The following is a 24,537-nucleotide window of genomic DNA, read 5'->3' on the forward strand; positions in this document are numbered from 1 at the left end:
TTGATTTCCTCTTTGCCGGGCAGTGCCCCCAAGCCCAAGCGCGTGCTGGACGCGTTGATCCGTTATGGCCTGCTGCTGGTGCTGGCCGCCGTGGTGGTGTTTTTCAGCATTGCCGAACCGGCCTTTTTGCGGGTCAACAACCTGTTCATCATTTTGCAGTCGGTGTCCATCGTCGCCTTGCTGGCCCTTGGCGTGACCTTGACCATGGCCGTGGGCGGCCTTGATTTGTCCATCGGCGCGGTGGCGGCGATGAGCCTGATGATCGCCAGCTACGTGATGGTGGTGCTGGGCTGGGGCGCCGTGCCGGCGGTGTTGATCAGCCTGGCGGGCGGGGCTTTGGTCGGTCTTTTTAACGGCTGGCTGATCGTCAAAATGCGCGTGCCGGACATTCTCGCCACCTTGGGCAGCATGTTTTTGGTGATCGGTGTGCAACTGATTCCCACCGGCGGACGCTCGATTGCGGTAGGCATGACGCTACCCAACGGCGAAGAAACCGAAGGCGTGTTCAGCGCGGCATTTCTGGCGCTGGGGCGCGGGCGGTTGTGGGACACGGTGCCGGTGCCGGTGCTGGTTACCGCTGTCGCGGCGCTGGCCGTGTGGCTGTTTCTGGAGCGGGCGCGCATCGGCCGGCTGTTTTATGCCATCGGCGGCAACGAGCAAGCGGCGCACCTGGCGGGCGCTCCAGTGCATCGCTACAAACTGCTGGCGTACGTGCTGTCGTCCTTGTTGGCCTCCGTGGGCGGTTTGCTGCTGGCGGCACGACTGGGGCGCGGCGATGTCAGCTCCGGCAACGGGCTGGTGCTGGATGCACTGGGCGCAGCGCTGATTGGTTTTGCCGTGCTGGGCGCGAAGAAACCCAACGCGTTTGGCACGTTGATAGGCGCGTTACTGGTGGCCACCTTGCTCAATGGATTGACGATGCTCAACGCACCCTATTACGCCCAGGATTTCGTCAAAGGACTGGTGTTGGTGCTGGCGCTGATTTTCACCTTTGGTGTCGGACAGCGCGTGCGCTGATCTGGACGCCCTTACTTGCAAGGATCACCTATGTACACATCCATCAAAAGCGCCATCCGCCATGCTCTGGCCGGTGCGCTGCTGTCAGGCGCGGCTTTGGGCGTGCAGGCAGCCGGCTTGCCGGGCGCCCCCGCGCCCTTCGACAAAGGCAATGTGCAGATTGCTATGGTCGGTTATCTGTTTTCCGGCGACTTCCCCGAGGCGTATCTGCAAGGCGTCGAGAAACAGACCAAAGCCCTGGGTGCGACGCTGCGGATTTTCGATGCGCGGCAACAGGCGGCCAGTCAGCGCGAGATGATCGAGCAGGCGATTGACCTGGGGGTCGACGGCATCATCGTGCAACTGGGCCTGGCCGAAACCCTCAAGGACTCGATCGATAAAGCCGTGGCCAAAGGCATCAAGGTGGTGACCTTTGACGTCGACCTGAACAATCCGAAAGTGACTCAGGTCGAGCAGGACCACCACGCACTGGCGCGCCTGGCGCTGGAGCAGGCAGTTAAAGACAACGGCACGAAGTTCGATGCCGGGTATGTGTACATCAGCGGCTTTACCCCGATGGAGTTGCGCAACGAGATCTGGACCCAAGTCAAGGCGGCAAATCCGGGCATTGTCGAGAAGGCCCGTTTTGGCACGCTCAACCCGCCGATTGCCAACTCGGTCGCCGACCAGGCCAGTGCCGTGTTGCGCGCCAACCCGGGCATCAGCGTGATTTTCGCGCCGTTTGACGAGTTCGCCAAAGGCGCAAAAATTGCCGTTGATGAGGCGGGCCTGAGTTCCATAGTGAAAATCTACAGCGCCGACATTTCCACGGCCGACATACAGATCATGAAAGAACCTGACAGCGCCTGGGTGGCGACCGCAGCGGTCAACCCGCAAGTGGCCGGGGCAATCAGTGTTCGCAGCCTGGCAATGCTGATTGCCGGCGAGAATCCGGGGCAAAAAGTATTGGTTCCACCCACGCTGATTACCCGTCAGCAGTTGCTGGACCTTGATGTGAAGAACGTTCGCGATCTGGCGCAGAAACTACCTGCGTTTGGGGACACATCAGGGATTGCCACCGCGTCCTGGATACCGCTGGCCAAGTAACACGTTTCGCACTCAACCAACACTCAACAACAACGACAGAGCAGTACTGCCGCGACGCTAATGCCGAAAACGCAAGTTCTCGGCAACGGGCGAGTATTAGCTGCAGTTCAGGAGTTGCATATGCATAACCGTTCACTTTCTTTACTGGCTGCAGTGATCTCAACCTTTACTTTGCTGCCCGCCTACGCCGACGATCCGGCACCCGGCGCCGACAGCAGCGAGCGTCTGGACACGGTGCTGGTCACCGGTACACGGGGCAAGGCCCGCACTGTGCTGGACTCACCGGTCCCGGTGGATGTGCTGACCGCTGCTGACCTCAAGTCTGCCGGTGCCAACAGCGGCGAGCTGGGCCAGGCATTACAGACCTTGCTGCCCTCGTTCAACTTTCCGCGCCAGTCCAACTCCGGCGGCGCTGACCACGTGCGGGCCGCGCAATTGCGTGGCATGAGCCCGGATCAGGTGCTGGTGCTGGTCAACGGCAAGCGTCGACACACTTCGGCGGTGGTCAACGACTCGTCGAAAATCGGTCGCGGTACGGCGCCAGTGGACTTCAACTCAATCCCGATCAGCGCCATCAAACGCATTGAAGTGCTGCGCGACGGCGCGGGCGCCCAATACGGTTCCGACGCGATTGCCGGGGTGATCAACATCATTCTCGATGACGCTCCGGAAGGCGGCGAAGTGTCCACCACGTATGGCGCGTATCACACCCGTGAAAACGCCATCGACAAGCGCATCACAGACGGCCAGAGCAGCCAGACTTCAGCCAAGATCGGCACCCGCCTGGGTGAAGACGGCGGGTTTATCCGCGTGGGCACCGAATACAAGGACCGCAACCCGACCAACCGCGCCGGTTATGACGGTTTCGCTGACACTCCAGGGCAACGCAACTTCGCCATGGGCGATGGTCTCGCGCGGGATGTGAACGTGTGGTTCAACTCTGAGCTGCCTGTTGGCGACAGCAAAGCTTACTCGTTCGGCACCTACAACGAGCGCCATACCACCGGCTCGGATTTTTACCGCGAAGCTTCCGAGCACCCGGAGTTTTACCCCAACGGCTACCTCCCCCAGTCCCTTGGCGACAACAAAGACTTGTCTTTGACCGCAGGCTTTAAAGGCATGCTCGATGATGACTGGGACTACGACAGCAGCCTCACCCACGGGCGCAACCGCTTCGATGGCTCAACCCAGCGCACCTTCAACCCCAGCCTCGGAGCTGATTCGCCAACCCGCTTTAACACCGGCGACTATGAGTTCCGCCAGACCACCGCCAACCTGGACTTGAGCCGCGAAGTACGTTTTGCCGATCGCTCGTTCGTGCTGGCCGTGGGCGGTGAATACCGTTACGAAAACTACCTGACGTTTGCCGGTGATCAGGCCTCTTACTTCGGCAACGGTGCCGACGGCGCCAACGGCCTGCGCCCTAGCGAAGAGGTGAACCTGGACCGCAATGTGTTCGGTACGTACGCCGAGTTGTCCGGCGACCTCACCGACCGTTTGTTTGTCGACGTGGCCACACGCTTTGAGCATTACGACGACGCGGGCAGCAAACTCACCGGCAAGCTCAGCGGGCGCTACCGCCTGACTGAGCAACTGGCCTTGCGAGGTGCGGTGTCGAACAACTTCCGCGCGCCGTCGCTGGCACAGGTCGGGTTCCAGAACACCACCACCAACTACGGTGACAACGGCGTGCTGACCGACATCCGCACTTTGCCGGTCAACAGCCCGATCGCCCGCGCCCTCGGGGCCCAGAAGCTCGACCCGGAAACCTCAAAAAACTTCAGCCTCGGCCTGACCGCTCAGCTCAACGACCGCTTTGATGCGTCGCTGGACGTGTTCCATATCGCCGTCAAAGACCGCATCACCCTGTCTCAGCGGATTGGCAGCGACGCACTGGAGCAGTACATCAACGACAACTTTGGTGTGCCGGGCGTGCATGACGTGAGCTTCTTCACCAACGCCGCCGACACCAGCACCAACGGTGCCGAGTTGGTGCTCAACTACCACCAGCCGCTGTTCGACGGCGTGTGGGGCGTGACCGGTGCCTACACCTACAACCACACCAAAGTCACCAAGACCCGTGGCACACCTTCGCAATTGTCGGGCCTGGGCATCGGCAGCGATGCGCTGGTGGGTGTCGAGGAACGCAACACCTTGACCGACGCGGCGCCCAAGGACCGCATCGTGCTCTCGACCAACTGGTCCAACCAGCACTGGGGGCTGATGAGCCGCCTGACGCGTCAGGGCAAAACCACCCGCGTGTTCGATTTTGGCGATTCCTGGCCGACGCAAACCTACGGCGCGGTCTGGCAACTGGATGCTGAAGCGCAATACAAATTCACCCCGGCGTTCGACATCGCGGTGGGTGGCACCAACCTGACCGACAAATACCCGGACCGCTCCAACTCGCAGATCAACTACGGGGGCAACCTGCCGTATGACGTGCTGTCGCCGATCGGCACCAATGGCGCGTACTACTACACCCGTCTTACTTACGCGTTTTAAATTTCGGGGGCGCCTATAAACGACTGTAGGAGCGAGCTTTTAAAAAATCAAAAGATCGCGAGCAAGTTGGCTCCTACAGGGGATTCGGGCTTTTGGGGAACACTTTATGAGCGAAGACGTATCTGCCATTGCCGGTGTTCAGCGCCATTTGCCGGTTTTCCAGGCATTACTGGTCACCCTCGGCATGGTGATTACCACCGATATTTTGAAAACCGCACCCACGGTCGCGCTCAATGTGGGCAGCGACCATTTTTATTGGGTGTGGATCGTCGGCGGGCTGCTGTCGATGGCGGGCGCCTTGTGCTTTGCAGAGATGGCTACGGCGTTTCCGCACCCCGGCGGTGACTACCATTTTTTGCGTCTGGCCTATGGCGAGCGCGTGGGGATGCTGTTTGCCTGGTCGCGCTTTTCGGTGATGCACACCGGCTGGATCGCGCTTTCAGCCTTTATGTTTGCCGATTACGTCAACGCGGTTCTGCCGCTCGGGCCTTATGGTTCCGGGCTGTTTGCCGCCGGGGTGATCATCGCCCTGGTGCTGTTGAATCTGCTCGGCCGTGAGATCGGCTTTCTGACCCAGACAGCCTTGGTGGTGTTGCTCGCCCTGGGGTTTCTGAGCATTGCGGCAGCAGGTGGCTGGTTGGCCTGGCAGGACTTTGTACCCGAGGTGCCGAAAGTGCTGGCGGTGCCTGAGCAAACCGGCTTTGCCGGTTTTTCAGCGGCGATGATTTTTGTTTTTCTGGCCTTTGGTGGCTGGAGCGATGCGGCCACGTTGTCGGCTGAGGTGCGTGATGGGCGGCGTGGTATGTTCATCGCCATGCTCGGCGCGCTGAGCCTGCTGTTGGCTATTTATCTGGCCTTGAACTGGGCCTTTATTCAGGGGCTGGGCTACGAGGGGCTGGCGGCCAGCGAGGCGCCGGGTGTCGAACTGCTGAACCGGGCATTTGGTGCCCCCGGTGTCGGCCTGATTCTGCTGGTGGTGGGTATTTCAGCGATTGCCAGCATTAACTCAACCCTGCTGGTGGGTGCCCGCACCACCTTTGCGGCGGCGAGGCAAGTGCCGCAACTGAGCGGCCTCGCGGTGTGGGACAAACGCCATGGGGTGCCACGTCGGGCGTTGCTGGCGATTGGTGCCGTATCGCTGATGTTGGTGCTGTTTGGCAGTTTTTCGCAAAGCGGCTTTAACACCATGGTGGAATACCTGACCCCGGTGTACTGGCTGTTTCTGAGCCTGAGCACCCTGGCCCTGTTGATCTTGCGGCACAAGTTTCCCGATGCGCCAAGACCGGTCAAAGTGCCTTTGTACCCGGTGCTGCCGCTGCTGTTTTTCTCGCTATGCCTGTACATGCTGTATTCCAGCGTGGTGTTCGTTGGTTACGGCGCGCTGCTGGGGATTGCCGTACTGGTGCTGGGCGCGATTTTGCTGGCGTTGCTGGGCAACACCAGCATCAAGCCGTCATCGACTGAGGAGCTGTTATGAAAAAATGGGGCGTGTTTGCGCTGCTGCTGGTGGTTGCCGCCGTGGTCGCCGTGGGCGTCACGCGAGACAAAAAACCGCTGGCGGGCGACCTTGATGGCCGCGCCATGGTGCGCAGTGAGCTGTACTTTGCTGCGGTGGACCCGCAGGCGTGGGATGAGTTTTTATCTGCCGAGGTAACGCCACGCTTCCCGGATGGCCTGAGCTGGTACAAGGTCAACGGGCAATGGCGCGGGCCGTCCGGCAAGCCAGAAAAGCTGGCGTCGCGCATCATGATCCTGATCCATGCCGACAACAGCGCCAACCGTGAAGCGCTGGCCACCATCGGCCGGTTGTTCCAGGAACGCTTCGGCTATGCCGTGCTGCAAGTGGTCAATCCGGTCCGGGCCAGCGACCCGGACTGGACAGCCGAACGTCTGGACGACAATCAGCAACTCTCACACTAGAACGACACCTGCGCCGGTTGTGACAGGCGCAATACAGACAGATCGCCGGTGATGCGCTTCCAGGCCAGGCGAATGGCTTCGATGTCCTGCTCATGCTGCGCGGTGCCTTCGTGCAGGATGACGATCACCTTGGTGCTCAGCCGCTCCGGCTCGGGGGCGCCATGGTCGCGCCATTGGCCGTAGGCTTCAAGCACGCTGAAGCCGTCCGGAAAGCGTGGCGTGACCTCCTTGTCCAAAAACTCTGTCCAGCGCTGCGGGCTGATGACGTCAGCGCCGCTGCCGCCCAGCGTCCCCAATGAGAAATACAGCTCCGTGCGCAGCCATTGCGCCTGGGCAGGTCGCGTGGGGTCGCCGTGCAGTGATGAACTGGCCGGGTCTTTGGTGTGGACGGCAACGGGAGGTGCACTGGCACAACCGGCAAGCGCCAGAAACAGTGCAGCGAACAGAAAACGTGACGGCATGAAACGACCTGCAATCTTGGTGGGTGGGGGTGGAAAGGCCGACACTATAGAGGGCGTTTTGATGGCTCATCCAAGACTAAAAAAAGCTTTTTAAATAGCTTAAAGGCATAAGAATCGCCCCCTGCTCGCGTAGGAGGGGCCGCCCCGTCTTCGACGCCGCGCTGTCGCGCAGCAAACAGGACAGCGAGTATCTTCAGCATCCCCCAATCGGTTCCCTCTCCTTCGGGAGAGGCGTGGTGAGAGGCCTTGATTTTTTGTACATATCCGTTGCTGCGGCAACGGCCACTTAGGGTTCCGGCCTTACGCCGTGCCACTTTGAAAAGCGCAAAGTGGCCAAACGCTTTTTGCCCCAACCCCTCGGTGCCTCGCTTAGGCTCGGCATGCCCTCGCCACAGGCCTTGCTTAGAGGGCCGCCGCGATCGGCCATCCCTGGCCGTGTCGCGGCTAACCCGGCGTCCTGCCGGGTTACCCTCTGCGCAAAACCTGCGTTCGGCCAGCGTGGTTTAACGGGGCCTCTTAGATCAAGATCAAAAGCCAGATCAAGATCAACAGATCGCGAGCAAGCTCGCTCCTACAGAGTCTTTAGAATCAATCACTTATTTCATGTTTGATAAGAGCGAGCTTGCCTCGCGATCTTTTGACCCTGACATTTCAAGACACCATCAGATCAAAAGCCCCTCACCCTAGCCCTCTCCCGAAGGAGAGGGAACCGATTGGGGGATGCTGAAGGTTTTTAGCAATCTGACACTATGGCGCAGCTACACAGTGGCTCCTACGGGCATGGATCAGGTCTCTGTATCTGATATTTATGCTCACATCCCAGCTTAATAATATTTTATTTAAAACAGCCCTCCCCCTAGCCTTGAAGTCATGCACGAACTGAATCCAACTGCATTACGCAAGGACAGAGACATGACGTTAGCGACAACAACAATAGACACCTTGGTAGTGGGGGCTGGCCAGGCGGGTGTGGCCATGAGTGAGCACCTGAGCAAGCAAGGTGTGCCTCATCTGGTGCTGGAGCGCAGTCGTATCGCTGAACGCTGGCGCACCGGTCGCTGGGATTCGCTGGTCGCCAACGGCCCGGCCTGGCATGACCGTTTCCCCGGCCTGGAATTCGATGACGTGGCCGCCGATGGCTTCGCCCCCAAAGAACGCGTCGCCGATTACTTTGAAGCCTATGCACGCAAGTTCAATGCGCCGATCCGCACCGGTGTGGATGTTCTCTCGGTGGTGCGCAATGTCGGCCGTCCGGGCTTTACCGTGCACACCAGCGAAGGCGTGATCGACGCCAAGCGTGTGGTTGCAGCCACCGGCCCGTTCCAGAAGCCGGTGATCCCGGCCATTGCCCCGCAAGACAGCGCGCTGCATCAGATCCACTCAGCGGATTACCGCAACCCGGCGCAACTGCCTGGGGGCGCCGTGCTGGTGGTGGGCGCCGGTTCGTCCGGGGTGCAGATCGCTGATGAACTGCAACGCTCCGGGCGCCAGGTGTACTTGTCGGTGGGAGCTCACGACCGCCCTCCCCGCGCCTACCGTAACCGCGATTTCTGCTGGTGGCTGGGGGTGCTGGGCGAATGGGATCAGGCGGCGATGAAGCCGGGCCGCGAGCACGTGACGATTGCCGTCAGCGGCGCCCACGGTGGCAAAACCATCGATTTTCGTGAGCTGGCCCAGCAAGGCATGATCCTGGTGGGGCTGACCCAGGCGTTCAACAACGGCGTCGCCAGCTTCCAGCCCAACCTGCTGGAAAACCTCAAGCGCGGCGATGAAAACTACCTGGCACTGCTGGATGCGGCAGACGCCTACATCGAGCGCAATGGCCTCGACTTGCCGCTGGAGCCAGAGGCCCGCCGGGTGTTCCCGGACGCCGACTGCGTGAAAAACCCGATTCTGCAACTGGACCTGGCCGCCGCCGGGATCACTTCGATTATCTGGGCCACCGGCTTTGCCGTGGACTACAGCTGGTTGCAAGTCGATGCCTTTGACGCTGCTGGCAAGCCGCAGCACCAGCGCGGTGTGTCGAGTGAATCGGGGATCTACTTTCTCGGTTTGCCATGGCAATCACGCCGTGGCTCGTCGTTTATCTGGGGCGTTTGGCACGACGCCAAATACGTGGCCGATCACATCAGCATCCAGCGCCAATACCTTGAATACCGCGACGCCGCACCGGTTGTTCGGCAATCACCTGTCAGCGCCTGATTAACTATTACTGGAGTTTTTTTGATGCCTACTCACACTCGCATCCGCATGTTCAACACCAAAGAAACCTACCCGAACCAGAGCCTGGACAACGACCTGTGCCAGACCGTGCGTGCCGGTAACACGGTGTATGTCCGTGGCCAGGTGGGCACCGATTTCGAGGGCAACCTGATCGGCCTCGGCGACCCGCGTGCCCAGGCCGAGCAAGCCATGCGCAACGTCAAGCAACTGCTGGAAGAAGCCGGCAGCGACCTGAGCCACATTGTTAAAACCACCACTTACCTGACCGATCCGCGCTACCGCGAGCCGGTGTACCAGGAAGTCGGCAAATGGCTCAAGGGCGTGTTCCCGATTTCCACCGGGCTGGTGGTGTCGGCGCTGGGTCAGCCGCAGTGGCTGATGGAAATTGACGTGATCGCGGTTATCCCGGAGTAAGGAGGCTCGCCATGACCTTTTCAATCGTCGCCCGCTGCGCAGAAACCGGCCAATTGGGCATCGCCATCAGCTCATCGAGCATCGCCGTGGGCGCCCGTTGCCCCTGGCTGCGCCCCGGCGTGGGGGCGGTGTCGACCCAGAACATCACGCTGCCGGCATTGGGCCCGGATGTGCTCGACCTGCTGGAGCAAGGCCTCGCGCCCGGCGCGGCCATCGACACGGCGCTGACCCGCAACGGCTACAGCCAGTACCGGCAACTGACGGCGATTGATCATCAGGGCCGAAGCGTGCACTTCAGCGGCAGCGAAACCCTGGGCACGCACAATGCGCTGTCGGGCGAACAGTGTGTGGCGGCGGGCAACATGCTCGCTGACCGCACAGTGATTGCCGCGATGGTGCAGGCCTTTGAGCAAGGCGAAGGTCAGTTGGCCGACCGCCTGCTGGCCGCAATGCACGCGGCTATTGCCGCCGGCGGTGAAGCGGGCCCGGTGCATTCTGCCGCGTTGGTGGTGGTGGGCGAATTGACCTGGCCGATCATCAACCTGCGGGTGGATTGGGCCGATGAAAACCCCATCGGTGAGCTGCAAAAACTCTGGGACGCCTACCGCCCGCAGGTCCAGGATTACATCGACCGCGCCCTCGCGCCTGATCGTTCCCCTGGTTACGGCGTGGCGGGAGATGATCGATGAGCCGCAGCCGCGAACTGCTGCACACGCTGGTGGGGTTTGACACTACAAGCCGCGAGTCCAACCTGCATTTGATCGAGTTTGTACGCGATTACCTGGCAGGTTTTGGCGTGAGCTGCGAGCTGGTTCACAACGAAGAACGCAGCAAGGCCAATCTGTTTGCCAGCATTGGCCCGAGTGAGCGCCCCGGCATTGTGCTGTCGGGGCATACCGACGTGGTGCCGGTGGATGGCCAGCCCTGGACAACGCCGCCGTTCGAGCTGACCGAACACGACGGCAAGCTGTTTGGCCGGGGCACGGCAGACATGAAGGGCTATATCGCCTGCGTGTTGGCACTGGTGCCGACGCTGGTGCAGACGCCGTTGCGTATACCGGTGCACATTGCCCTCTCGTATGACGAAGAAGTCGGCTGCCTGGGCGTGCGCTCGTTGCTCAGCGTGCTGGAGCAGCGCCCGGTCAAGCCGATGCTGTGCATTATTGGCGAGCCGACAGAACTCAAGCCGGTGCTCGGGCATAAAGGCAAGTTGGCGATGCGCTGTGATGTACACGGCGAAGCCTGCCATTCGGCCTATGCCCCCTATGGCGTGAATGCCATCGAGCATGCTGCCGAGTTGATTGGCGAGTTGGGCCGCCTCGGTCGCCAGTTGCGCGAGCGCCAGGATCCGCGCTTTGACCCGCCCTTCAGCACCGTGCAGACCGGGGTGATTGCCGGAGGCAAGGCGCTGAATATCGTGCCCGCCGATTGCCGCTTTGACTTTGAGATTCGCGCCTTGCCATCACAGGATCCGGGTGAAGTGGCCGAGGCATTGCAAACCTATGCCATGCAGCACGTGCTGCCACGCATGAAGGCGGTGAGTGCGCAGAGTGCGATCCGTTTTACCGAGTTGTCAGCGTACCCGGGGCTGGTCACCGATGAGCGCAGCCAGGCGGCCGAGTTGATTGCGGCGTTTTCCGGGTCTCGGGAATTCGGCACGGTGGCGTTTGGCACTGAGGGCGGGTTATTCGATGCCGTGGGCATCCCCACGGTGGTCTGCGGTCCGGGCAGCATGGACCAAGGGCATAAGCCCGATGAGTTTGTGAGCGTGACTCAACTGGCCGGGTGTGATGCGATGCTGCTGCGGATGCTGGATTCTATTCGGGTTTAAGTTTTGCCCTTGCCTCGCGATCTTTTTAAAGATCAAAAGATCGCGAGGCACGCTCGCTCCTACTGGGCCGTGAGGTTAGCTGAGGACTCTGGCCAGTTCTTCGCGGCAGTAATCGACAAACAATTGCACCGGTTTGGTCAGCGGCGCCCGGCGCAGCCAGACGGCTGACAGCCCGGAGCCGGTGACGGTTTCGGCCAAGGGAATGCACACCAGTTTCTGCCCGTCGTAGGTGTATTCGGTAAAGGGTTTGGTGACCAGAATCGAGAACCCGAATCCCCTGCCGACCATGCCCCGCACCATCTCGATCGACGGCGAGCTGAAGACGATGTTCGGGGTTAATCCGCGCTCTTCGAAGATGCTCACGAAGTAGGTCCGGCTCGGCAGCACGTCGAGCAAAATCATCGGTTCCAGTACCAGGTCGGCCAACGACACTTTGGCTTGCTGCGCAAAGCGGTGGTCCGCCGGTAACAGCGCGTACGGCTGCTGCGGCGGCATCAATGGCGTGGTTTCGATACTGCCGCCCAGGTCGTGTTCGAAAAGCATGGCCATGTCGATGCTGCCCGCCGTCAGCGCCTGCACCAGCTCTTGCTGTTCGCCGTCGCGAATGCGTATTTCCACTCCCGGCCAGCGCTTTTTGAACCCCGCAATCAGGCGCGGCAAGTACAGCGGCGCGACAGTCTCAAAGCAGCCGATGTCGATCTGGCCCGACACCACATCATTGTCCGCCAAGGCGTTTTGCTCAAATTCATGGGCCACGCGAAGCAGTTCCTGCGCCTTGCGATAAAAACGCGCGCCGCTGGGCGTCAGCGAAACGCCTTGGGCGTGGTGACGAATAAACAGCTGCACGCCAAAGCTGTCTTCCAGTTGCTTGATGGCGGTAGACACCGAAGGCTGGGCGATATAAAGCTTGCGTGACGCCTCTGCGACGCTCCCGCATTCGGCCGTGGTAATAAAATATTTGAGTTGGCGCAGGTTGTAGGCAGCCATCGGAACCTCGATAAACGTGGGGTTTCGCCCCAAACAAGTGCAGGAAAAAGCCGTTTTTTTCAGCGTTGGCGGTGTATGCAACATACCGGAGCAAAAAAAGGTATGAGCTATATTTTTTAAGGTCTATAGCAACAAACTTACTAATTTACCTGCCTGCCACCATTACAGATGATCACTCCAACAACAAAGCGCTGCCCTGAAAGCGCACTGCGAAGTACGCCCACGTACTCTTCCTGCCTTGGAGTTCATCATGGTCACCACTGCAACATCCTCCGCACCACTCATCGAAAAGCACACGATTGGCTACGTGCCCCCGGAAGATCGCCATGGAAAGGTAAGAGACCTCTTCACCCTGTGGTTCGGCGGTAATATCGCGCCGTTGCCGATTGTGACCGGCGCACTGGGTGTGCAACTGTTCCACCTGAATCTGGTGTGGGGCATTGTCGCCATTCTGGTCGGCCACTTGCTCGGCGGCGTGCTGATGGCGCTGCACTCAGCCCAGGGCCCGCAAATGGGCATCCCGCAAATGATCCAGAGCCGCGCCCAGTTCGGCTCTCTCGGCGCGTTGCTGGTGGTGGTGATCGCCGGCGTCATGTACATCGGCTTCTTTGCTTCCAACATCGTGCTTGCCGGTAAGTCCCTGCATGGCGTGGTCGACTCGGTGCCCGTACCGGTCGGGATCGTGATCGGCGCCATCGGCTCCGGGATCATCGGCATCATCGGCTACCGCTTTATCCACGTGCTCAACCGCATCGGCACCTGGGTGCTGGGCGCCGGTATCGTGCTGGGTTTCGGTTATATCTTCACCCACATCCAGACCACCGACTTTCTGACCCGCGGCGAGTTCAACATCTCTGGCTGGCTGGCCACTGTGTCGCTAGCGGCCCTGTGGCAGATCGCGTTTGCCCCGTACGTGTCTGACTACTCGCGCTACCTCCCGGCGGATGTGCCGGTGGCGTCCACCTTCTGGGCCACTTACATGGGCTCGGTGCTGGGCTCCAGCCTGTCCTTCATCTTTGGTGCGGTGGCCGTGCTCGCTACGCCGGTCGGGATGGACACCATGGACGCCGTGAAACTCGCCACCGGCGCGATTGGCCCGTTGATGCTGGTGCTGTTTCTGCTCAGCGTGATCAGCCACAACGCCCTCAACCTGTACGGCGCCGTGCTGTCGCTTATCACCTTGATTCAGACCTTTGCTTATCGCTGGATTCCGACGGCCAAAAGCCGAGCGCTGATCTCTACCGTGGTACTGGCGGCATGTGCGATTGCGGCGGTCTTCGCCTCGAAAGACTTTATCGGCCATTTCGTCGACATGGTGCTGGTGCTGTTGGTGGTCCTGGTGCCGTGGACGGCGATCAACCTGATCGACTTCTATGCGATTCACAAAGGCAAATACGACATCGCTTCGATCTTCCGCGTCGACGGTGGCATTTATGGCCGCTACAACCCGCAGGCATTGCTGGCCTACGCCATCGGCATTGCGGTGCAGATCCCGTTTATGAACACTCCGCTGTACGTCGGTCCGATCTCCGCACACCTCGACGGGGCGGATTTGTCCTGGATCGTAGGGCTGCTGGTGACGTCGCCGCTGTACTACTGGCTGGCGAGCCGGGACAGTGCGTACAAGCGCCGAATGAACGAATCGAAACTGGTGGGTAGCGTCTGATTAAAGGCCCGGCTTTTAAGCGCTGACGATGTATAAGGCTGCGATGGGATGTGAAAGCACTCATCGCAGCCTTCGTGCCTTGGCAGCGACTACAGGATTTGGTGACAACAGTTGCCATTGGAAGACCCTGCATGCGAGCGTGGAGACTGTACATACGACATGATCTACTGCACGTAAGCGCACCCTGCCCTGCTACGCTATGTGTCTTGTCGCGTGAACAGGGAGGACGCCATGAGCGTCATGTTGAAGCGGGCTTATGAACACCCAAGTGACACGGATGGCCAGCGCATTCTGGTCGACCGGCTTTGGCCACGGGGCGTGGCCAAGGCAAAAGCCCACATTGATCTGTGGCTCAAGGAGGTCGCGCCCAGCACCGAACTTCGCCAATGGTTCGGGCACGCACCTGAAAAATGGCCTGAGTTCAAAAAGCGCTACTGCGAAGAACTCAAGAACAACCCCGCGCTGTCGCAACTCCAACAACAGGCGCAGCAAGGCGACATCACGCTGATCTATGCGGCCAAGGATCAATCACACAATGAGGCGGTGGTGCTCAAAGAGATGCTTGAGGGCCGCCTTGTGCTGGGTTGAGTTGCTTTTTTAACGCGGCATATAGAACTCCACCTTGTGGGAGCGGGCTTGCTCGCGATTGCACCGACCAGTTGTTACAGGCACACCGCGTTGCCTGTATCGCGAGCAAGCCCGCTCCCACAGGGTGCCAGGCTAACGACTACTTACGCGATTTGCCGAACATCATGCGCCAGCGATTGCGGTTGAGCAGTACCCAGCCGGTCAACTGCATGCACCCGGCCAGCACTAGACTGCGCATGAGGGCAGGCTCTGTAGGCTTTGGCCCGGTATAGATGCTGTACAGGGCGAAAAGGACGCCGAGCAGGCCGAGAATGAAAAAGATCAAACCGAGGATGGTGAGGCGATGCAACTTGAGCGAGGACATGGCGTAAATCGATAAGGACTGGAGCGCTAACGTTACCCGGTAATGGGGCTGGCTGCCAATCGGTCAGCGATTCGAGGGGGCGACTCGCTGACACGCTCAGGCAACTTCAGCCCACTAGAACGTCAGCCCTCCTTGTTCGAGGGTCAAGATCAAGGCGTTCAAGTTATCGGGGGCCACGCGTATCAGGCCTTTGCCCGGCACATCGATCTCCGCAATCATGAACAATGCCAGCGCTGTAAAAATCGGCATGATGCACACCAACACATTACTCCCGGACTTGCCCCGCGCATTGTAGCCAATCAAAAAGTTGGAACAGACCGCACTCAACACAAGCAGTGCCCAGGCAACGACCGGTATCTGATGCCGCCAGCTGGACATGGTTTTTTGTTGGGCCACATACAACTCACTGCTTGCATTAAGCACGGTCACAATGACCGGGTTGGGGTTAACCTTCGCGAGCTTGCTGATTTGAAACCACATATAGGCTTGTTTTTTGATGGACTCCATACGGATATCTGCGCGTTTGGCGTCATCATCGGTGGCATAAAATGCAATCCGCAGGGCCAGGTATTCCTCCAGCAGCTTCTCTGCGGTCTCTTGCTGAGACTCTGTGAGCAACGTCGTGCGCTGGAATGCATTACCGATGGCGACAGCTTCATTTTCTTCGGCGGCCATGCGTGAGTTCAAACCGCTTATTGCAAAAGAAAGAATAAAACCCACCAACAAACCGAACATCGACAGGATGCAGCCTAAAACAACTTTTAGCTCATCATCGAAATCAGCACTGCGAACAGCTTTACCGCCCCACACCACCTTGCCTGCAAACGCTGCCAGGCACAAAACCAGCAGCATCGACACTAGAATCAACCACGAATACATATCAATGGGATGGAATATTGAGAGCATGTTTTTAATTTTTAAGTTGGGATTTGAACTAGGTATAGCACGCCAAAAAATCGCGCACGCATGATTTATCAGGTGCACCTGATGCAGGAAGGAAATGAGGATTTGTAGCAGTGACTGATTTGGCAAAAAGCTCAGGGGCACACAGCCCCTGAGCTTTTAATATCGTGCGCCCGAACAGCGCACATCAGTTCTGTGGAATAACTCGCGCACCGCTGCCGGAGCCTTCGATGTACACATGCATGCCGGGCGCCAAGGCCGGGTTAACCGGCTGGGTTACTGACACCAGAACACCGCTTTTCAGACGCACAATGAGCTGTTGCGCTTCACGGGGTTTGTCGTAATTTTGCTTCTCGGCGTAATTACCCCCCACAGCCCCCGCCAGCGCCCCGGCCACCATGGCCACATCACGCCCGGTGCCTGCACCGATCAAACTGCCCAAACCGGCACCCGCGATACCGCCCACAATGGCGCCAATACCACTGTCATGGTTTGACTTGACTTGCGTGAGTTCAACTTGCTCAAGCACGCCCGTACGGATTTCAAACTCCCCACCGTTATTAGATCCACCAGTGACGCAGGCGCTGAGCACTAGCGCTGCGAGGGTGATTGTTAACGTGGATATGATGCTTCTCATTGCGCACTCCCTGTTGAAAAGAAAGGTAGATTCAAACCCGAATGAGCGTAGCACATGGTTTTCGGGCGTCAGGATCGATGTACGCATGACGGTTCGGGCAAATCACTAAAGCAGGCATTTACATATCCTCATTAACAATGGAATACATAAGGGTGCTGGCAAGCCAGGCGGATCAATGATAGTTAGATGGCTGCCCACCCAGAACTGCAGAAGTTGTGACAATGCCGAAGAAACAAACTGCAACATCTGCAGCCGCTACTGCTGCAGACATCGAGCGATCCATTTTGACGCTCAATAAAATGGCTGAACGTTTATGGGGAGATGGCAGAGAAACCGAGGCTAAAGCACTGCTTGAAGCCCTTGATGCATTAAACCGGGCGTTAGACAGAATCCGCATTGGCGAAAGCCGCCGTGTTGTGACTCTCCACTGAACACAGCAGGAACCCACTCCATGAACAAGCCTTCAGGTAACGAGGGAATAGCCAGAGCCTCCGAAAACCTTTATGACCACGGCCAGAGGATGCGCGTCAAAGCCTGGCGACTGATTCAGGCAGGTGATCGCGAAGAAGCGCAGAAACTGTTGTCCATGGCCGATATGTGTGATCGGTCGCTGGTGCCGATGCTTTCGGGTAATGAGATGGCCTGGAAGCGGGAGTGAGGGATGGATGCGTGGCTTGGCCGGGCAACTCACTGGGTCTTAGCAATCATTCAGTCGATGTGCCGTATCGCCCTCAATTGTCACTCGGGGATTGCTGACCGAATGGGTCGTATCAACTTGGCTTAGCTAACTGGGCAGGACACTTGAACACCCCTTCAACGCCCTGTACCTCTGGACGCTCGACCACTTGGCTGCGGTCATGCAGGCCCAAGCTGATTTCGACTCCCGAGAAATCGAGACACTACCGACTTGAATGTTAGAGAAATGTGAGCCATCCCTCAAAGTTTTCCTGGAGCGCAGCTGTGGATCAACTTCTCGCCATACGGGTTTTCATCCGAATCACTGACGCCCGCTCGTTTGCGAAAGCAGCCGATTCGTTGAACATTCCACGCTCATCCGTCAGCAAACTGCTTCAGGACCTTGAACAACACCTGGGCACCAAGCTGATCGAACGCAGTACACGCTCATTCACTATTACCCAGGCCGGTGAAGCCTACCGGGAGCAAGCCTTGAACCTGCTTGCAGGACTCGACGAAATGGATCTCGCCGCACGTCAGGCACGCGCCAGCCCCCGAGGCAGGCTTCGCGTGGACATTGGTTCATCGCTGGCCAATCTGGTCATTATCCCGGCACTGCCGCATTTTCATGCCCGCTACCCTGACCTGCAATTGCTGCTTGGGGTCAACGACCGCCCCGCGGATCTCATCGGCGATGGCGTCGACTGTGTCATTCGCGGCGGCGCATTACCGGACAGTTCGCTGATTGGACGCCACTTGTGCAATGCAGACTTCGTCACCTGTGCGACGCCTGGTTACCTGGCCTCTTTTGGCATACCGACTCACCCACAAGCGCTTGAGCAAAACCACCGCACGATTCGCTATTTCTTTTCGAACACCGGAAAGACACTGCCGCTTCACTTCGCCAAAGGTCATGAGACATACGAGGTCAATGGTCAGCCAGCCCTCTGCGTGAGCGAGAGCACGGCACTGACCGAAGCGGTGCTGACCGGGATGGGGATCGGGCAAATTTTTCGTTTTAGCGCGCGGGCGCACCTGGCTGCCGGGCGTTTGGTGCCGTTACTTGAGGACTGGGCCCCTGCCCCCCATCCACTGCAATTGGTCTATCCGGGAGCGCGCCACCCCAGCGCAAAATTGCATGCCTTTATCGACTGGGCAGTTGAGCTGTTCAACAACGAAAGTTGTAGCACCCAAGCCGTTGAGCGACGCTGAAGGACCCGTTGCAATACACACGTCTGATTATCCATCCAGAGGAATTATGTCTCTATTTTCACGGGCTTCTGCCCTAGAGACGACGCTCCTAGACTCCCCCCAAGTTACTGACCTGAACCCTTCAGGCCAGGCTCTTCAGGCACCAGGAGTATTCATCATGTCCGACAGACTCGACGGCAAAATCGCACTCATCACCTGCGCCACCCAAGGCATCGGCCTGGCAACCGCCAAGCTGTTCGCCGCACAAGGTGCACATGTCTACATCACCGGACGTGACGCAGAGGCGTTAAAAACGGCGCACAACGCTATCGGCGCTAACGTCACGTACATCCAGGCAGACTCGACCCGGATCGCCGATCCTTGATCATGTGTTCGAACAGATCAAAACCGAGGCAGGGCGAATCGATGTGCTGTATGCAAACGCGGGCGGTGGCACGCTACTGCCCTTGGGACAGATCACCGAACAGCAAGTGGATGAGACGTTTGGACTGAACGTCAAAGCGCTGATATTCACCGTCCAGAAAGCACTGCCACTGCTGGTCAGCGGTTCGTCAGTCATTCTTGCAGGATCTAGCGCCAGCATCGCGGGCACGGCGGCATTCAGCGTCTACTCTGCGTCCAAAGCGGCGGTACGTAATCTGGCTCGCAGCTGGATTCTTGACCTCAAAGGCACCGGCATCCGGGTCAATGTGTTGAGCCCGGGGCCTGTGCACACGCCTGCTTTACTGGGGTATGCGGGGGATGATCCGGCGCAGCAGCAAGGCATGATCGACTATCTGGGTACCCTCATCCCGATGGGCCGAGTCGCTGAAGCGGATGAGATCGCCAAGGCTGCTTTGTTCCTGGCGTGTGACGACTCCAGTTTCGTCAATGGCACCGAACTCTTTGCAGACGGCGGCATGGCCCAAGCCTGATCCGGCCGGTTACCCGCTAACAAACACTTCAGGCGCACGCCAGCGTGGGCCTGAAGGTTTACCCGTCGCGCTAGTAACCGACACCGCGCACACCGCCCGCTGCGCGGATGGATTCGCCTGTCACCCAGTGCGAATCTGCAGACGCCAGAAACACGGCCAGCGGTGCGATGTCTTCAGGCTCTGCGAAACGTCCCAGCGGAGTTCCGGCAATAAGTTTCTCACCGAACGCCCCGGCGAAATTGCCGTCGGTAGCTGGAGTGTTCGTGTGCCCCGGCAAAATCGAATTGACTCTGATGCCACGCGGCCCCAGCTCTCTGGCCAGTGCGAAGGTCAATGTATCGACTGCGCCCTTGGTTGCTGAGTACACACTCGACGCGAGGTAGGGATCAGTACTCAGGATTGAGCTGATATTGATGATGCTGCCTGTCGGCCCCAACAGTTTGACGGCCTCACGTACCGCAAGCAGGTAGCCCAGCACGTTCAGATTGAATTGTTTGTGAAAGGCCTCTTCGGTCAGGTCATCGATCATCTGAAACACCGCGACGCCGGCATTGTTGACCAAGATATCCAGGGAGCCGTACTTCGTGCGGACTGTTTCAAACAGCCGCACAACATCAGTTGCCTGACTCATGTCAGCCTGTACGGCGAATGCTGAACCGCCGTGCTCTGTGATATGGCCCACCACAACATCCGCATCGGCCTTGCTGGAGGCATAGTTGACGATGACTGTTGCGCCCTGCGCGGCCAAAGCTTTGGCGATCCCGGCACCGATGCCTTTCGATGCGCCTGTGACAACTGCTATTTTTCCTTCGAGTTTCATGACCAGCCCTTTTGACGTTGCGTGACAGAAGGCTTCGGTGCAGTCAGGCGATAAACAACCGCAAGGCATCGAGCCGCTTGCCATCAGTATTCGGGCATTGAAGCCACCGAGGTTTGCCGGTTAGTCGCACATACTTGCCTATTCTTATCAGTTGGCTTGCTATGCCCCGGGGTTTGGCTCACGGTGGAAGGCATGGAAAAACCAATGGCAGAACTGCGCAGCATCGTGATGCGCGCACAAGACAAGTGGACCGATACCGGATTGCCCCGTGTGGCGATGGTGCGGGCCGAGGCCTGTGCCAACCAGGTTTATCAACCGATGCTGCATTTGGTGCTTCAGGGCACCAAGACCCTGTCAATCGGGGAAGAGGTTTACAGTTACTCGCCAGGCCACTATTTCCTGGTGCCTGTCGATGTGCCCGCTACGGGTCAGATTCACGCAAATGCAGTGGATCAACCCTATCTCGCGGTCAGCCTGACGCTGGACGTCGAGGTGATCGCTGGGCTGTTGATGGACGAAGGCAAAACGCCAAGGGCGGCGCAAAGCGCATGTTTCGAGGGCGTGCTTGCACCCGCGCACATGATCGACGCATGGCTGCGGATGATGCGGCTCATGGATCACCCGTATGAGGCTGCGATTTTGGCGCCGATGATTGAGCGCGAAATTTTGTTCCGCGCGTTACAGGGGCCACTAGGGGGGATTCTTCGGGATGTCGCGCGGCCGGATGGCCGGATGATGCAGATCCGCCGTGTCACTCAATGGATTCGCGATCACTACACCGAACCTTTTCGGGTAGAGCCGCTGGCCGTCATGGCAGACATGAGCGTGGCCGCCTTCTACCGGCACTTCAAATCGGTAACGGCCATGACCCCGATTCAGTATCAGAAGCGCCTGCGTTTGTTGAGGGCGCGATGGTTGTTGCTGTTCGACACACTAGATGCAACATCCATCGCCTACACCGTTGGGTATGAAAGCGCCTCTCAATTCAACCGGGAGTACGCGCGCCTGTATGGTCTGCCACCGGCGCGGGACGCGGCGCGATTCAAGCCCTCAAGGCCCGCGAAGGTTGTGAGCAAAGCGCTCGCAACAGCCTCATGAACAACTGCCTCAAGCCTTAAAAATCGGTGATCCGAGTCCCTTCGATACTCTCGGCAAAACCACTTCCAAACACCTTCGCCGGTGTTGCAAAACCCGACAGGCGCTCACCGTTCAATACCCGCCGTGCAGCTTCCACTGCCGCCAGCGGCGTGTAGGTATAGCCATTCACGGTTTCGATGACTGAGCGTGCAATGGCGCCATCGCTGCCTGTGACCTCAACTGCTGCACGGGCGCGATGCGCATCCCGCTGATCCGGGGTGGGCCCCTCGGGCAACAGTGACAGATCGCCTTCTGGAAAAGCGTCCCCCGAAATATGCACAAATATCGCGATATTAGGGATGCCGGTCGAATGCCAGCCCGTCACCAGATCACCGAAAGAGAGTGGCACGCAGAGAACCGGACCTTCACCAAAATCAAAATGACGGGGCGCCGCATCGGGTGTTGCAACGAGTTCCCCAGCGACCCTCGCGAGCACCCCCGCACCGATGATTTCGCTGACACTCATGGCTGATCCACGAGACATTGAGCCTGGCACCTGAAGTGCAATGCTCAGTGTAAAAGGCTGCTCAACACGCTTGGCCACCTGCACCGACAGCGCATCAGTTGGCACTACATCCCATCCGACGCCTGACAACAGCATGACCTGCTGTAAAGCGGCCTCAGCGCCTAACCGTTCTGCCACACGGTACACGTTGATCTCGGCCGTAATGTCCAGATAGTCGACCCCGGCCCTGATGCAGGCGCGCATTAATACCTCAGCTGTGTACGCAAACGGTCCCGCGAAGTTGAGCAATACCGAGATGCCAGACAATGAGTTATCGGCATCAACATCGGCATCGAACACACGAAACGGTACGCCCAGATGCGCTGCCAGTGCCGCCAGCCGGGTATGATTGCGCCCGGCGATTTCAAAATTCAGACCAAGCGCCTTCGCCCGCTCTGCCGCCATGCGGCCGGTGTAGCCTGTTGCTCCGTAGATCAGAAGAGTGCTCATTGGGTGTGCTGCCATTTTTTATAGACGAATTCCAGGCTGTATCCATCAGGGTCCAGCACATTGGCAGCGTAGTAATCGGGGTCGTAGTGCAAACGGGCACCAGGCGCACCATTGTCGACGGCGCCCTGCTTCATGGCTGCACTGTAGGCCGCGTCCACCTCGGCTTTATTGTTTGCAACAAAACCTACGTGAGCGGCACGCCCTTCGACGATCCCTTCGCGCAACCAGAAAAACACTCGCCCCCTGGCGCCAAAGCCTTTCAAGTCAGGATGCCCCGGCGGGCCGTCCTTACCGTCGTAGTCCAGACGCGCAGTGATACCCAACGGCGTCAACACTGCTTCGTAAAAGCGTACGGAGCGGCTGATATCGCTCACGGATAAAAAGACGTGATCCAGCATGACAAAATCCTTCTGGGTTCAGATGATGTAGCCGCCCGCGACTTCGAGGGTCTGAGCATTGATCCACTCGCTGTCCTGCGACAGCAACATTGCAATGACGCGCGCGACGTCATCCGGCTCGCCGACTCTGCCCAGCGCAGTTTGCGCGGCCAGCATCGCTTCGAACTCGTCGTTCAATCCCCCGCCCAACTCAGTACGAATGGCACCGGGTGATACGGCATTGGCCCGTATACCCCGCCCGCCAAATTCCTTGGCCATATAGCGGGTCAGCACCTCTAGCCCACCTTTGAATGCCGCATAAGGTGCAACGCCGGCGGTGGCTACACGCGTCGTGGCGCTGGTCAGATTGACGATGCTGGCGTTTTCCGCCAACAGCGGCAGCAATGTTTGAGTGAGGAAAAACGGACCTTTAAGGTGCACCTTGAACAGTCCATCGAACTGCGCTTCGCTGACGGTTGCCAAGGGATTGAACAAACCGTAACCGGCATTGTTCACCAGCCCGCTCAACGTGGTGACAGCCCAAGTCTCGTGCAACGTCTCGACCACTGACTGGCGAAACGCCTCAAAACTGCCAACGTCGGATACATCAAGCTTGAGCGCTACCGCCTTGCCACCCGCCTTTTCGATGCGTTCGACCACCTTTGCGGCCGCCTCTGGATGAGCGTTGTAAGTGAGGATGACCCCCAGACCACGCTGAGCTATATGCTCGGCGGCACTGGCACCGATGCCGCGGCTGCCGCCCGTTATGACGATTACGCTCATATGCTGTTCCTCTGTCATTCAAATGTATGACCAGAGTACTTATCGGTCCTGCCAGGAACGTACCTGTTCCTGCTCCAAACCTGCCTGTTTGTGCTTTTCGCTTGCAGGCTGCTGGCACCTGGCCTCAGCATGCCTGTATGGACAATCAACTGAACGAACTCAGGTCACTCGCGGCCACTGCTGAAAATCGCCGTACCGAAACGGGCATCCCCCGTGTGGCCATGGTTCAGGGGGAAATTCCTGAGCACATGCTCGCAGCGGTCTATGACCCGATGATCAATGTGATCCTGCAAGGCAGTAAGAGCATGACGGTAGGGGACAGAACCTTAAGGTATGACCCTGCGACATACTTTGTCATGTCTATCGAGTTACCCGCTGTGGGCTCGGTACATCCTGCCGAATCCGGAGAGCCCTACCTGGCGGTCAGTCTGACGCTCGACCCAGTGGTGTTATCAGCGCTGTTCAGTGACCTGCCCAAACCTGCCAGCCGTATCGACAGCAACCCTGGGTTTTCAGTCGCGTCAATGACCAGCGACCTCATGGATGCCTGGGTTCGGATGCTGAAATTAATGGGTGATCCGGACGCTATCGCTGCCCTGGCTCCGGTTTACGAGCGTGAAATTATCTTCCGGGTCCTCCAGGGGCCTCATGGCTGGATGTTGCGAGAGATAGCGGCGCCGGACAGCGCAATAGCGCGTGTAAACATGGCCATCCAATGGATCCGCCGCGACTTCGCGCAGCCCATTGGTGTAGAACGCCTGGCAGAACGAGCGTCAATGAGCGTCTCGGCGTTCCATCGACACTTCAAGGCAGTAACCAACCTGAGCCCGTTGCAATATCAGAAACGCGTGCGCCTGCTTCAGGCCAGAACCCTGATGGTGGCAAGCGCGAAGAGCGTCATGACGGCTGCATACGAAGTCGGCTATGAAAGTGCAACACAGTTCAGCCGTGATTATGCAAAAGTGTTTGGGCTTCCCCCTGCGCAAGATACCAACAGAATTTTAGGCCGCACCAGAGCCCGATAGCGTTTCAGATAACAGTGACTGCCAGCTATCGACGTCG

At 58.7% G+C, this 24,537-nt stretch carries 25 protein-coding genes and 1 pseudogene; 17 read left to right on the forward strand and 9 right to left on the reverse strand.

Going from position 1 to position 24,537, the window contains the following annotated elements; genetic code table 11:
* The 5 genes from GHO32_RS07285 to GHO32_RS07305 all read left to right on the forward strand — a co-directional run bounded on the left by GHO32_RS07285 (nucleotide 1) and on the right by GHO32_RS07305 (nucleotide 6,528).
* Nucleotides 1–1,017 (forward strand): ABC transporter permease, encoded by a 1,017-nt coding sequence (locus GHO32_RS07285; protein WP_088500386.1) that lies wholly within the window; start codon nucleotides 1–3, stop codon nucleotides 1,015–1,017.
* 30 nt (nucleotides 1,018–1,047) lie between these two features.
* Nucleotides 1,048–2,103, forward strand: a complete 1,056-nt coding sequence (locus GHO32_RS07290; protein WP_153336301.1) for a substrate-binding domain-containing protein — start codon at nucleotides 1,048–1,050, stop codon at nucleotides 2,101–2,103.
* A gap of 120 nt (nucleotides 2,104–2,223) precedes the next feature.
* Nucleotides 2,224–4,608 (forward strand): TonB-dependent siderophore receptor, encoded by a 2,385-nt coding sequence (locus GHO32_RS07295; RefSeq protein ID WP_153336302.1) that lies wholly within the window; start codon nucleotides 2,224–2,226, stop codon nucleotides 4,606–4,608.
* A 106-nt stretch (nucleotides 4,609–4,714) separates the two neighbouring features.
* A complete protein-coding gene (locus GHO32_RS07300) occupies nucleotides 4,715–6,085 on the forward strand; it encodes an APC family permease (protein WP_153336303.1) in 1,371 nt (456 codons plus the stop codon).
* On the forward strand, nucleotides 6,082–6,528 hold the full coding sequence (locus GHO32_RS07305) for a DUF3574 domain-containing protein (RefSeq protein WP_153336304.1): 447 nt from the start codon (nucleotides 6,082–6,084) through the stop codon (nucleotides 6,526–6,528). Before GHO32_RS07300 ends, GHO32_RS07305 begins: the two co-directional genes overlap by 4 nt.
* On the opposite strand, the gene GHO32_RS07310 is transcribed toward GHO32_RS07305, so the two are convergent.
* Nucleotides 6,525–6,989 carry a DUF3574 domain-containing protein gene (locus GHO32_RS07310; RefSeq protein ID WP_153336305.1) on the reverse strand — a complete coding sequence of 155 codons (465 nt, stop codon included), beginning with the start codon at nucleotides 6,987–6,989 and terminating at the stop codon, nucleotides 6,525–6,527. The genes GHO32_RS07305 and GHO32_RS07310 overlap by 4 nt on opposite strands.
* A gap of 870 nt (nucleotides 6,990–7,859) precedes the next feature.
* Between GHO32_RS07310 and GHO32_RS07315 the strand changes: the two genes are divergently transcribed.
* The 4 genes from GHO32_RS07315 to argE are packed head-to-tail and all read left to right on the forward strand — an operon-like array spanning nucleotide 7,860 to nucleotide 11,457.
* Entirely contained in the window at nucleotides 7,860–9,191 is a 1,332-nt protein-coding gene (locus GHO32_RS07315) for an NAD(P)/FAD-dependent oxidoreductase (protein ID WP_178113850.1), read from the forward strand.
* A gap of 24 nt (nucleotides 9,192–9,215) precedes the next feature.
* The gene (locus GHO32_RS07320) at nucleotides 9,216–9,626 is read left to right on the forward strand and encodes a RidA family protein (RefSeq protein ID WP_153336307.1); all 411 of its coding nucleotides are present in this window, start codon (nucleotides 9,216–9,218) and stop codon (nucleotides 9,624–9,626) included.
* A gap of 11 nt (nucleotides 9,627–9,637) precedes the next feature.
* Nucleotides 9,638–10,315 (forward strand): DUF1028 domain-containing protein, encoded by a 678-nt coding sequence (locus GHO32_RS07325; RefSeq protein ID WP_153336308.1) that lies wholly within the window; start codon nucleotides 9,638–9,640, stop codon nucleotides 10,313–10,315.
* Nucleotides 10,312–11,457 carry an acetylornithine deacetylase gene (gene argE, locus GHO32_RS07330; protein WP_153336309.1) on the forward strand — a complete coding sequence of 382 codons (1,146 nt, stop codon included), beginning with the start codon at nucleotides 10,312–10,314 and terminating at the stop codon, nucleotides 11,455–11,457. Before GHO32_RS07325 ends, argE begins: the two co-directional genes overlap by 4 nt.
* A 75-nt stretch (nucleotides 11,458–11,532) precedes the next feature.
* Here the strand turns inward: argE and GHO32_RS07335 are convergent, their stop codons facing one another.
* Nucleotides 11,533–12,444, reverse strand: a complete 912-nt coding sequence (locus tag GHO32_RS07335; protein WP_047294692.1) for a LysR family transcriptional regulator — start codon at nucleotides 12,442–12,444, stop codon at nucleotides 11,533–11,535.
* 250 nt (nucleotides 12,445–12,694) lie between these two features.
* Between GHO32_RS07335 and GHO32_RS07340 the strand changes: the two genes are divergently transcribed.
* Nucleotides 12,695–14,110, forward strand: coding sequence for a cytosine permease (locus GHO32_RS07340; RefSeq protein WP_153336310.1), 1,416 nt, complete (start codon nucleotides 12,695–12,697; stop codon nucleotides 14,108–14,110).
* Between the two features lie 231 nt (nucleotides 14,111–14,341).
* Nucleotides 14,342–14,698, forward strand: a complete 357-nt coding sequence (locus tag GHO32_RS07345) for a DUF488 domain-containing protein (RefSeq protein ID WP_153336311.1) — start codon at nucleotides 14,342–14,344, stop codon at nucleotides 14,696–14,698.
* A gap of 139 nt (nucleotides 14,699–14,837) precedes the next feature.
* On the opposite strand, the gene GHO32_RS07350 is transcribed toward GHO32_RS07345, so the two are convergent.
* The 3 genes from GHO32_RS07350 to GHO32_RS07360 form a co-directional block, all read right to left on the reverse strand.
* The gene (locus tag GHO32_RS07350) at nucleotides 14,838–15,062 is read right to left on the reverse strand and encodes a hypothetical protein (RefSeq protein ID WP_048369307.1); all 225 of its coding nucleotides are present in this window, start codon (nucleotides 15,060–15,062) and stop codon (nucleotides 14,838–14,840) included.
* A gap of 114 nt (nucleotides 15,063–15,176) precedes the next feature.
* Complete coding sequence (locus tag GHO32_RS07355) at nucleotides 15,177–16,109, reverse strand: hypothetical protein (RefSeq protein WP_278937876.1); 933 nt, start codon at nucleotides 16,107–16,109, stop codon at nucleotides 15,177–15,179.
* A gap of 43 nt (nucleotides 16,110–16,152) precedes the next feature.
* Nucleotides 16,153–16,602 carry a glycine zipper 2TM domain-containing protein gene (locus tag GHO32_RS07360; RefSeq protein ID WP_048369308.1) on the reverse strand — a complete coding sequence of 150 codons (450 nt, stop codon included), beginning with the start codon at nucleotides 16,600–16,602 and terminating at the stop codon, nucleotides 16,153–16,155.
* Nucleotides 16,603–16,823: 221 nt separating this feature from the next.
* Here GHO32_RS07360 and GHO32_RS07365 point away from each other — a divergent pair, with 221 nt between their 5' ends.
* The 4 genes and pseudogenes from GHO32_RS07365 to GHO32_RS07380 all read left to right on the forward strand — a co-directional run bounded on the left by GHO32_RS07365 (nucleotide 16,824) and on the right by GHO32_RS07380 (nucleotide 19,403).
* Nucleotides 16,824–17,033, forward strand: a complete 210-nt coding sequence (locus GHO32_RS07365) for a hypothetical protein (RefSeq protein WP_082148698.1) — start codon at nucleotides 16,824–16,826, stop codon at nucleotides 17,031–17,033.
* 20 nt (nucleotides 17,034–17,053) lie between these two features.
* A complete protein-coding gene (locus tag GHO32_RS07370; protein WP_123751518.1) occupies nucleotides 17,054–17,260 on the forward strand; it encodes a hypothetical protein in 207 nt (68 codons plus the stop codon).
* A 302-nt stretch (nucleotides 17,261–17,562) separates the two neighbouring features.
* Nucleotides 17,563–18,489: a LysR family transcriptional regulator gene (locus GHO32_RS07375; RefSeq protein ID WP_368668393.1), complete on the forward strand. Its 927-nt coding sequence runs from the start codon at nucleotides 17,563–17,565 to the stop codon at nucleotides 18,487–18,489.
* A gap of 157 nt (nucleotides 18,490–18,646) precedes the next feature.
* Nucleotides 18,647–19,403 (forward strand): annotated as a pseudogene (locus tag GHO32_RS07380) (SDR family oxidoreductase).
* Between the two features lie 70 nt (nucleotides 19,404–19,473).
* Here GHO32_RS07380 and GHO32_RS07385 read toward each other — a convergent pair.
* Nucleotides 19,474–20,223, reverse strand: coding sequence for a glucose 1-dehydrogenase (locus GHO32_RS07385; RefSeq protein WP_048386876.1), 750 nt, complete (start codon nucleotides 20,221–20,223; stop codon nucleotides 19,474–19,476).
* 192 nt (nucleotides 20,224–20,415) lie between these two features.
* On the opposite strand from GHO32_RS07385, the gene GHO32_RS07390 reads away from it, so the two are divergent.
* Nucleotides 20,416–21,321, forward strand: a complete 906-nt coding sequence (locus tag GHO32_RS07390; protein ID WP_153334660.1) for an AraC family transcriptional regulator N-terminal domain-containing protein — start codon at nucleotides 20,416–20,418, stop codon at nucleotides 21,319–21,321.
* 16 nt (nucleotides 21,322–21,337) lie between these two features.
* Here GHO32_RS07390 and GHO32_RS07395 read toward each other — a convergent pair whose 3' ends face one another.
* From GHO32_RS07395 to GHO32_RS07405, 3 genes are read right to left on the reverse strand one after another with little or no spacing between them, the layout of a single operon-like run.
* Complete coding sequence (locus GHO32_RS07395; protein ID WP_153334662.1) at nucleotides 21,338–22,315, reverse strand: trans-acting enoyl reductase family protein; 978 nt, start codon at nucleotides 22,313–22,315, stop codon at nucleotides 21,338–21,340.
* Nucleotides 22,312–22,713 (reverse strand): VOC family protein, encoded by a 402-nt coding sequence (locus GHO32_RS07400; protein ID WP_153334664.1) that lies wholly within the window; start codon nucleotides 22,711–22,713, stop codon nucleotides 22,312–22,314. Before GHO32_RS07400 ends, GHO32_RS07395 begins: the two co-directional genes overlap by 4 nt.
* Nucleotides 22,714–22,731: 18 nt before the next feature.
* Entirely contained in the window at nucleotides 22,732–23,475 is a 744-nt protein-coding gene (locus GHO32_RS07405; protein WP_048386865.1) for an SDR family NAD(P)-dependent oxidoreductase, read from the reverse strand.
* Nucleotides 23,476–23,612: 137 nt separating this feature from the next.
* On the opposite strand from GHO32_RS07405, the gene GHO32_RS07410 reads away from it, so the two are divergent.
* Nucleotides 23,613–24,500, forward strand: a complete 888-nt coding sequence (locus GHO32_RS07410; protein WP_153334666.1) for an AraC family transcriptional regulator — start codon at nucleotides 23,613–23,615, stop codon at nucleotides 24,498–24,500.
* The last annotated feature ends 37 nt before the right edge of the window (nucleotides 24,501–24,537 follow it).

The organism is Pseudomonas sp. FSL R10-2189 (genome assembly GCF_009600325.1).
Classification (GTDB): Bacteria; Pseudomonadota; Gammaproteobacteria; order Pseudomonadales; family Pseudomonadaceae; genus Aquipseudomonas; species Aquipseudomonas helleri.

What these genes read in the sequence shown, in the direction of transcription:
- GHO32_RS07290 (WP_153336301.1), top strand. Translation starts at nt 1,048, where the DNA reads ATGTACACATCCATCAAAAGCGCCATCCGCCATGCTCTGGCCGGTGCG.
- GHO32_RS07295 (WP_153336302.1), top strand. Translation starts at nt 2,224, where the DNA reads ATGCATAACCGTTCACTTTCTTTACTGGCTGCAGTGATCTCAACCTTT.
- GHO32_RS07300 (WP_153336303.1), top strand. Translation starts at nt 4,715, where the DNA reads ATGAGCGAAGACGTATCTGCCATTGCCGGTGTTCAGCGCCATTTGCCG.
- GHO32_RS07305 (WP_153336304.1), top strand. Translation starts at nt 6,082, where the DNA reads ATGAAAAAATGGGGCGTGTTTGCGCTGCTGCTGGTGGTTGCCGCCGTG.
- GHO32_RS07310 (WP_153336305.1), bottom strand. Translation starts at nt 6,989, where the DNA reads ATGCCGTCACGTTTTCTGTTCGCTGCACTGTTTCTGGCGCTTGCCGGT.
- GHO32_RS07315 (WP_178113850.1), top strand. Translation starts at nt 7,860, where the DNA reads ATGCACGAACTGAATCCAACTGCATTACGCAAGGACAGAGACATGACG.
- GHO32_RS07320 (WP_153336307.1), top strand. Translation starts at nt 9,216, where the DNA reads ATGCCTACTCACACTCGCATCCGCATGTTCAACACCAAAGAAACCTAC.
- GHO32_RS07325 (WP_153336308.1), top strand. Translation starts at nt 9,638, where the DNA reads ATGACCTTTTCAATCGTCGCCCGCTGCGCAGAAACCGGCCAATTGGGC.
- argE (WP_153336309.1), top strand. Translation starts at nt 10,312, where the DNA reads ATGAGCCGCAGCCGCGAACTGCTGCACACGCTGGTGGGGTTTGACACT.
- GHO32_RS07335 (WP_047294692.1), bottom strand. Translation starts at nt 12,444, where the DNA reads ATGGCTGCCTACAACCTGCGCCAACTCAAATATTTTATTACCACGGCC.
- GHO32_RS07340 (WP_153336310.1), top strand. Translation starts at nt 12,695, where the DNA reads ATGGTCACCACTGCAACATCCTCCGCACCACTCATCGAAAAGCACACG.
- GHO32_RS07345 (WP_153336311.1), top strand. Translation starts at nt 14,342, where the DNA reads ATGAGCGTCATGTTGAAGCGGGCTTATGAACACCCAAGTGACACGGAT.
- GHO32_RS07350 (WP_048369307.1), bottom strand. Translation starts at nt 15,062, where the DNA reads ATGTCCTCGCTCAAGTTGCATCGCCTCACCATCCTCGGTTTGATCTTT.
- GHO32_RS07360 (WP_048369308.1), bottom strand. Translation starts at nt 16,602, where the DNA reads ATGAGAAGCATCATATCCACGTTAACAATCACCCTCGCAGCGCTAGTG.
- GHO32_RS07365 (WP_082148698.1), top strand. Translation starts at nt 16,824, where the DNA reads ATGCCGAAGAAACAAACTGCAACATCTGCAGCCGCTACTGCTGCAGAC.
- GHO32_RS07370 (WP_123751518.1), top strand. Translation starts at nt 17,054, where the DNA reads ATGAACAAGCCTTCAGGTAACGAGGGAATAGCCAGAGCCTCCGAAAAC.
- GHO32_RS07385 (WP_048386876.1), bottom strand. Translation starts at nt 20,223, where the DNA reads ATGAAACTCGAAGGAAAAATAGCAGTTGTCACAGGCGCATCGAAAGGC.
- GHO32_RS07390 (WP_153334660.1), top strand. Translation starts at nt 20,416, where the DNA reads ATGGAAAAACCAATGGCAGAACTGCGCAGCATCGTGATGCGCGCACAA.
- GHO32_RS07395 (WP_153334662.1), bottom strand. Translation starts at nt 22,315, where the DNA reads ATGAGCACTCTTCTGATCTACGGAGCAACAGGCTACACCGGCCGCATG.
- GHO32_RS07400 (WP_153334664.1), bottom strand. Translation starts at nt 22,713, where the DNA reads ATGCTGGATCACGTCTTTTTATCCGTGAGCGATATCAGCCGCTCCGTA.
- GHO32_RS07405 (WP_048386865.1), bottom strand. Translation starts at nt 23,475, where the DNA reads ATGAGCGTAATCGTCATAACGGGCGGCAGCCGCGGCATCGGTGCCAGT.
- GHO32_RS07410 (WP_153334666.1), top strand. Translation starts at nt 23,613, where the DNA reads ATGGACAATCAACTGAACGAACTCAGGTCACTCGCGGCCACTGCTGAA.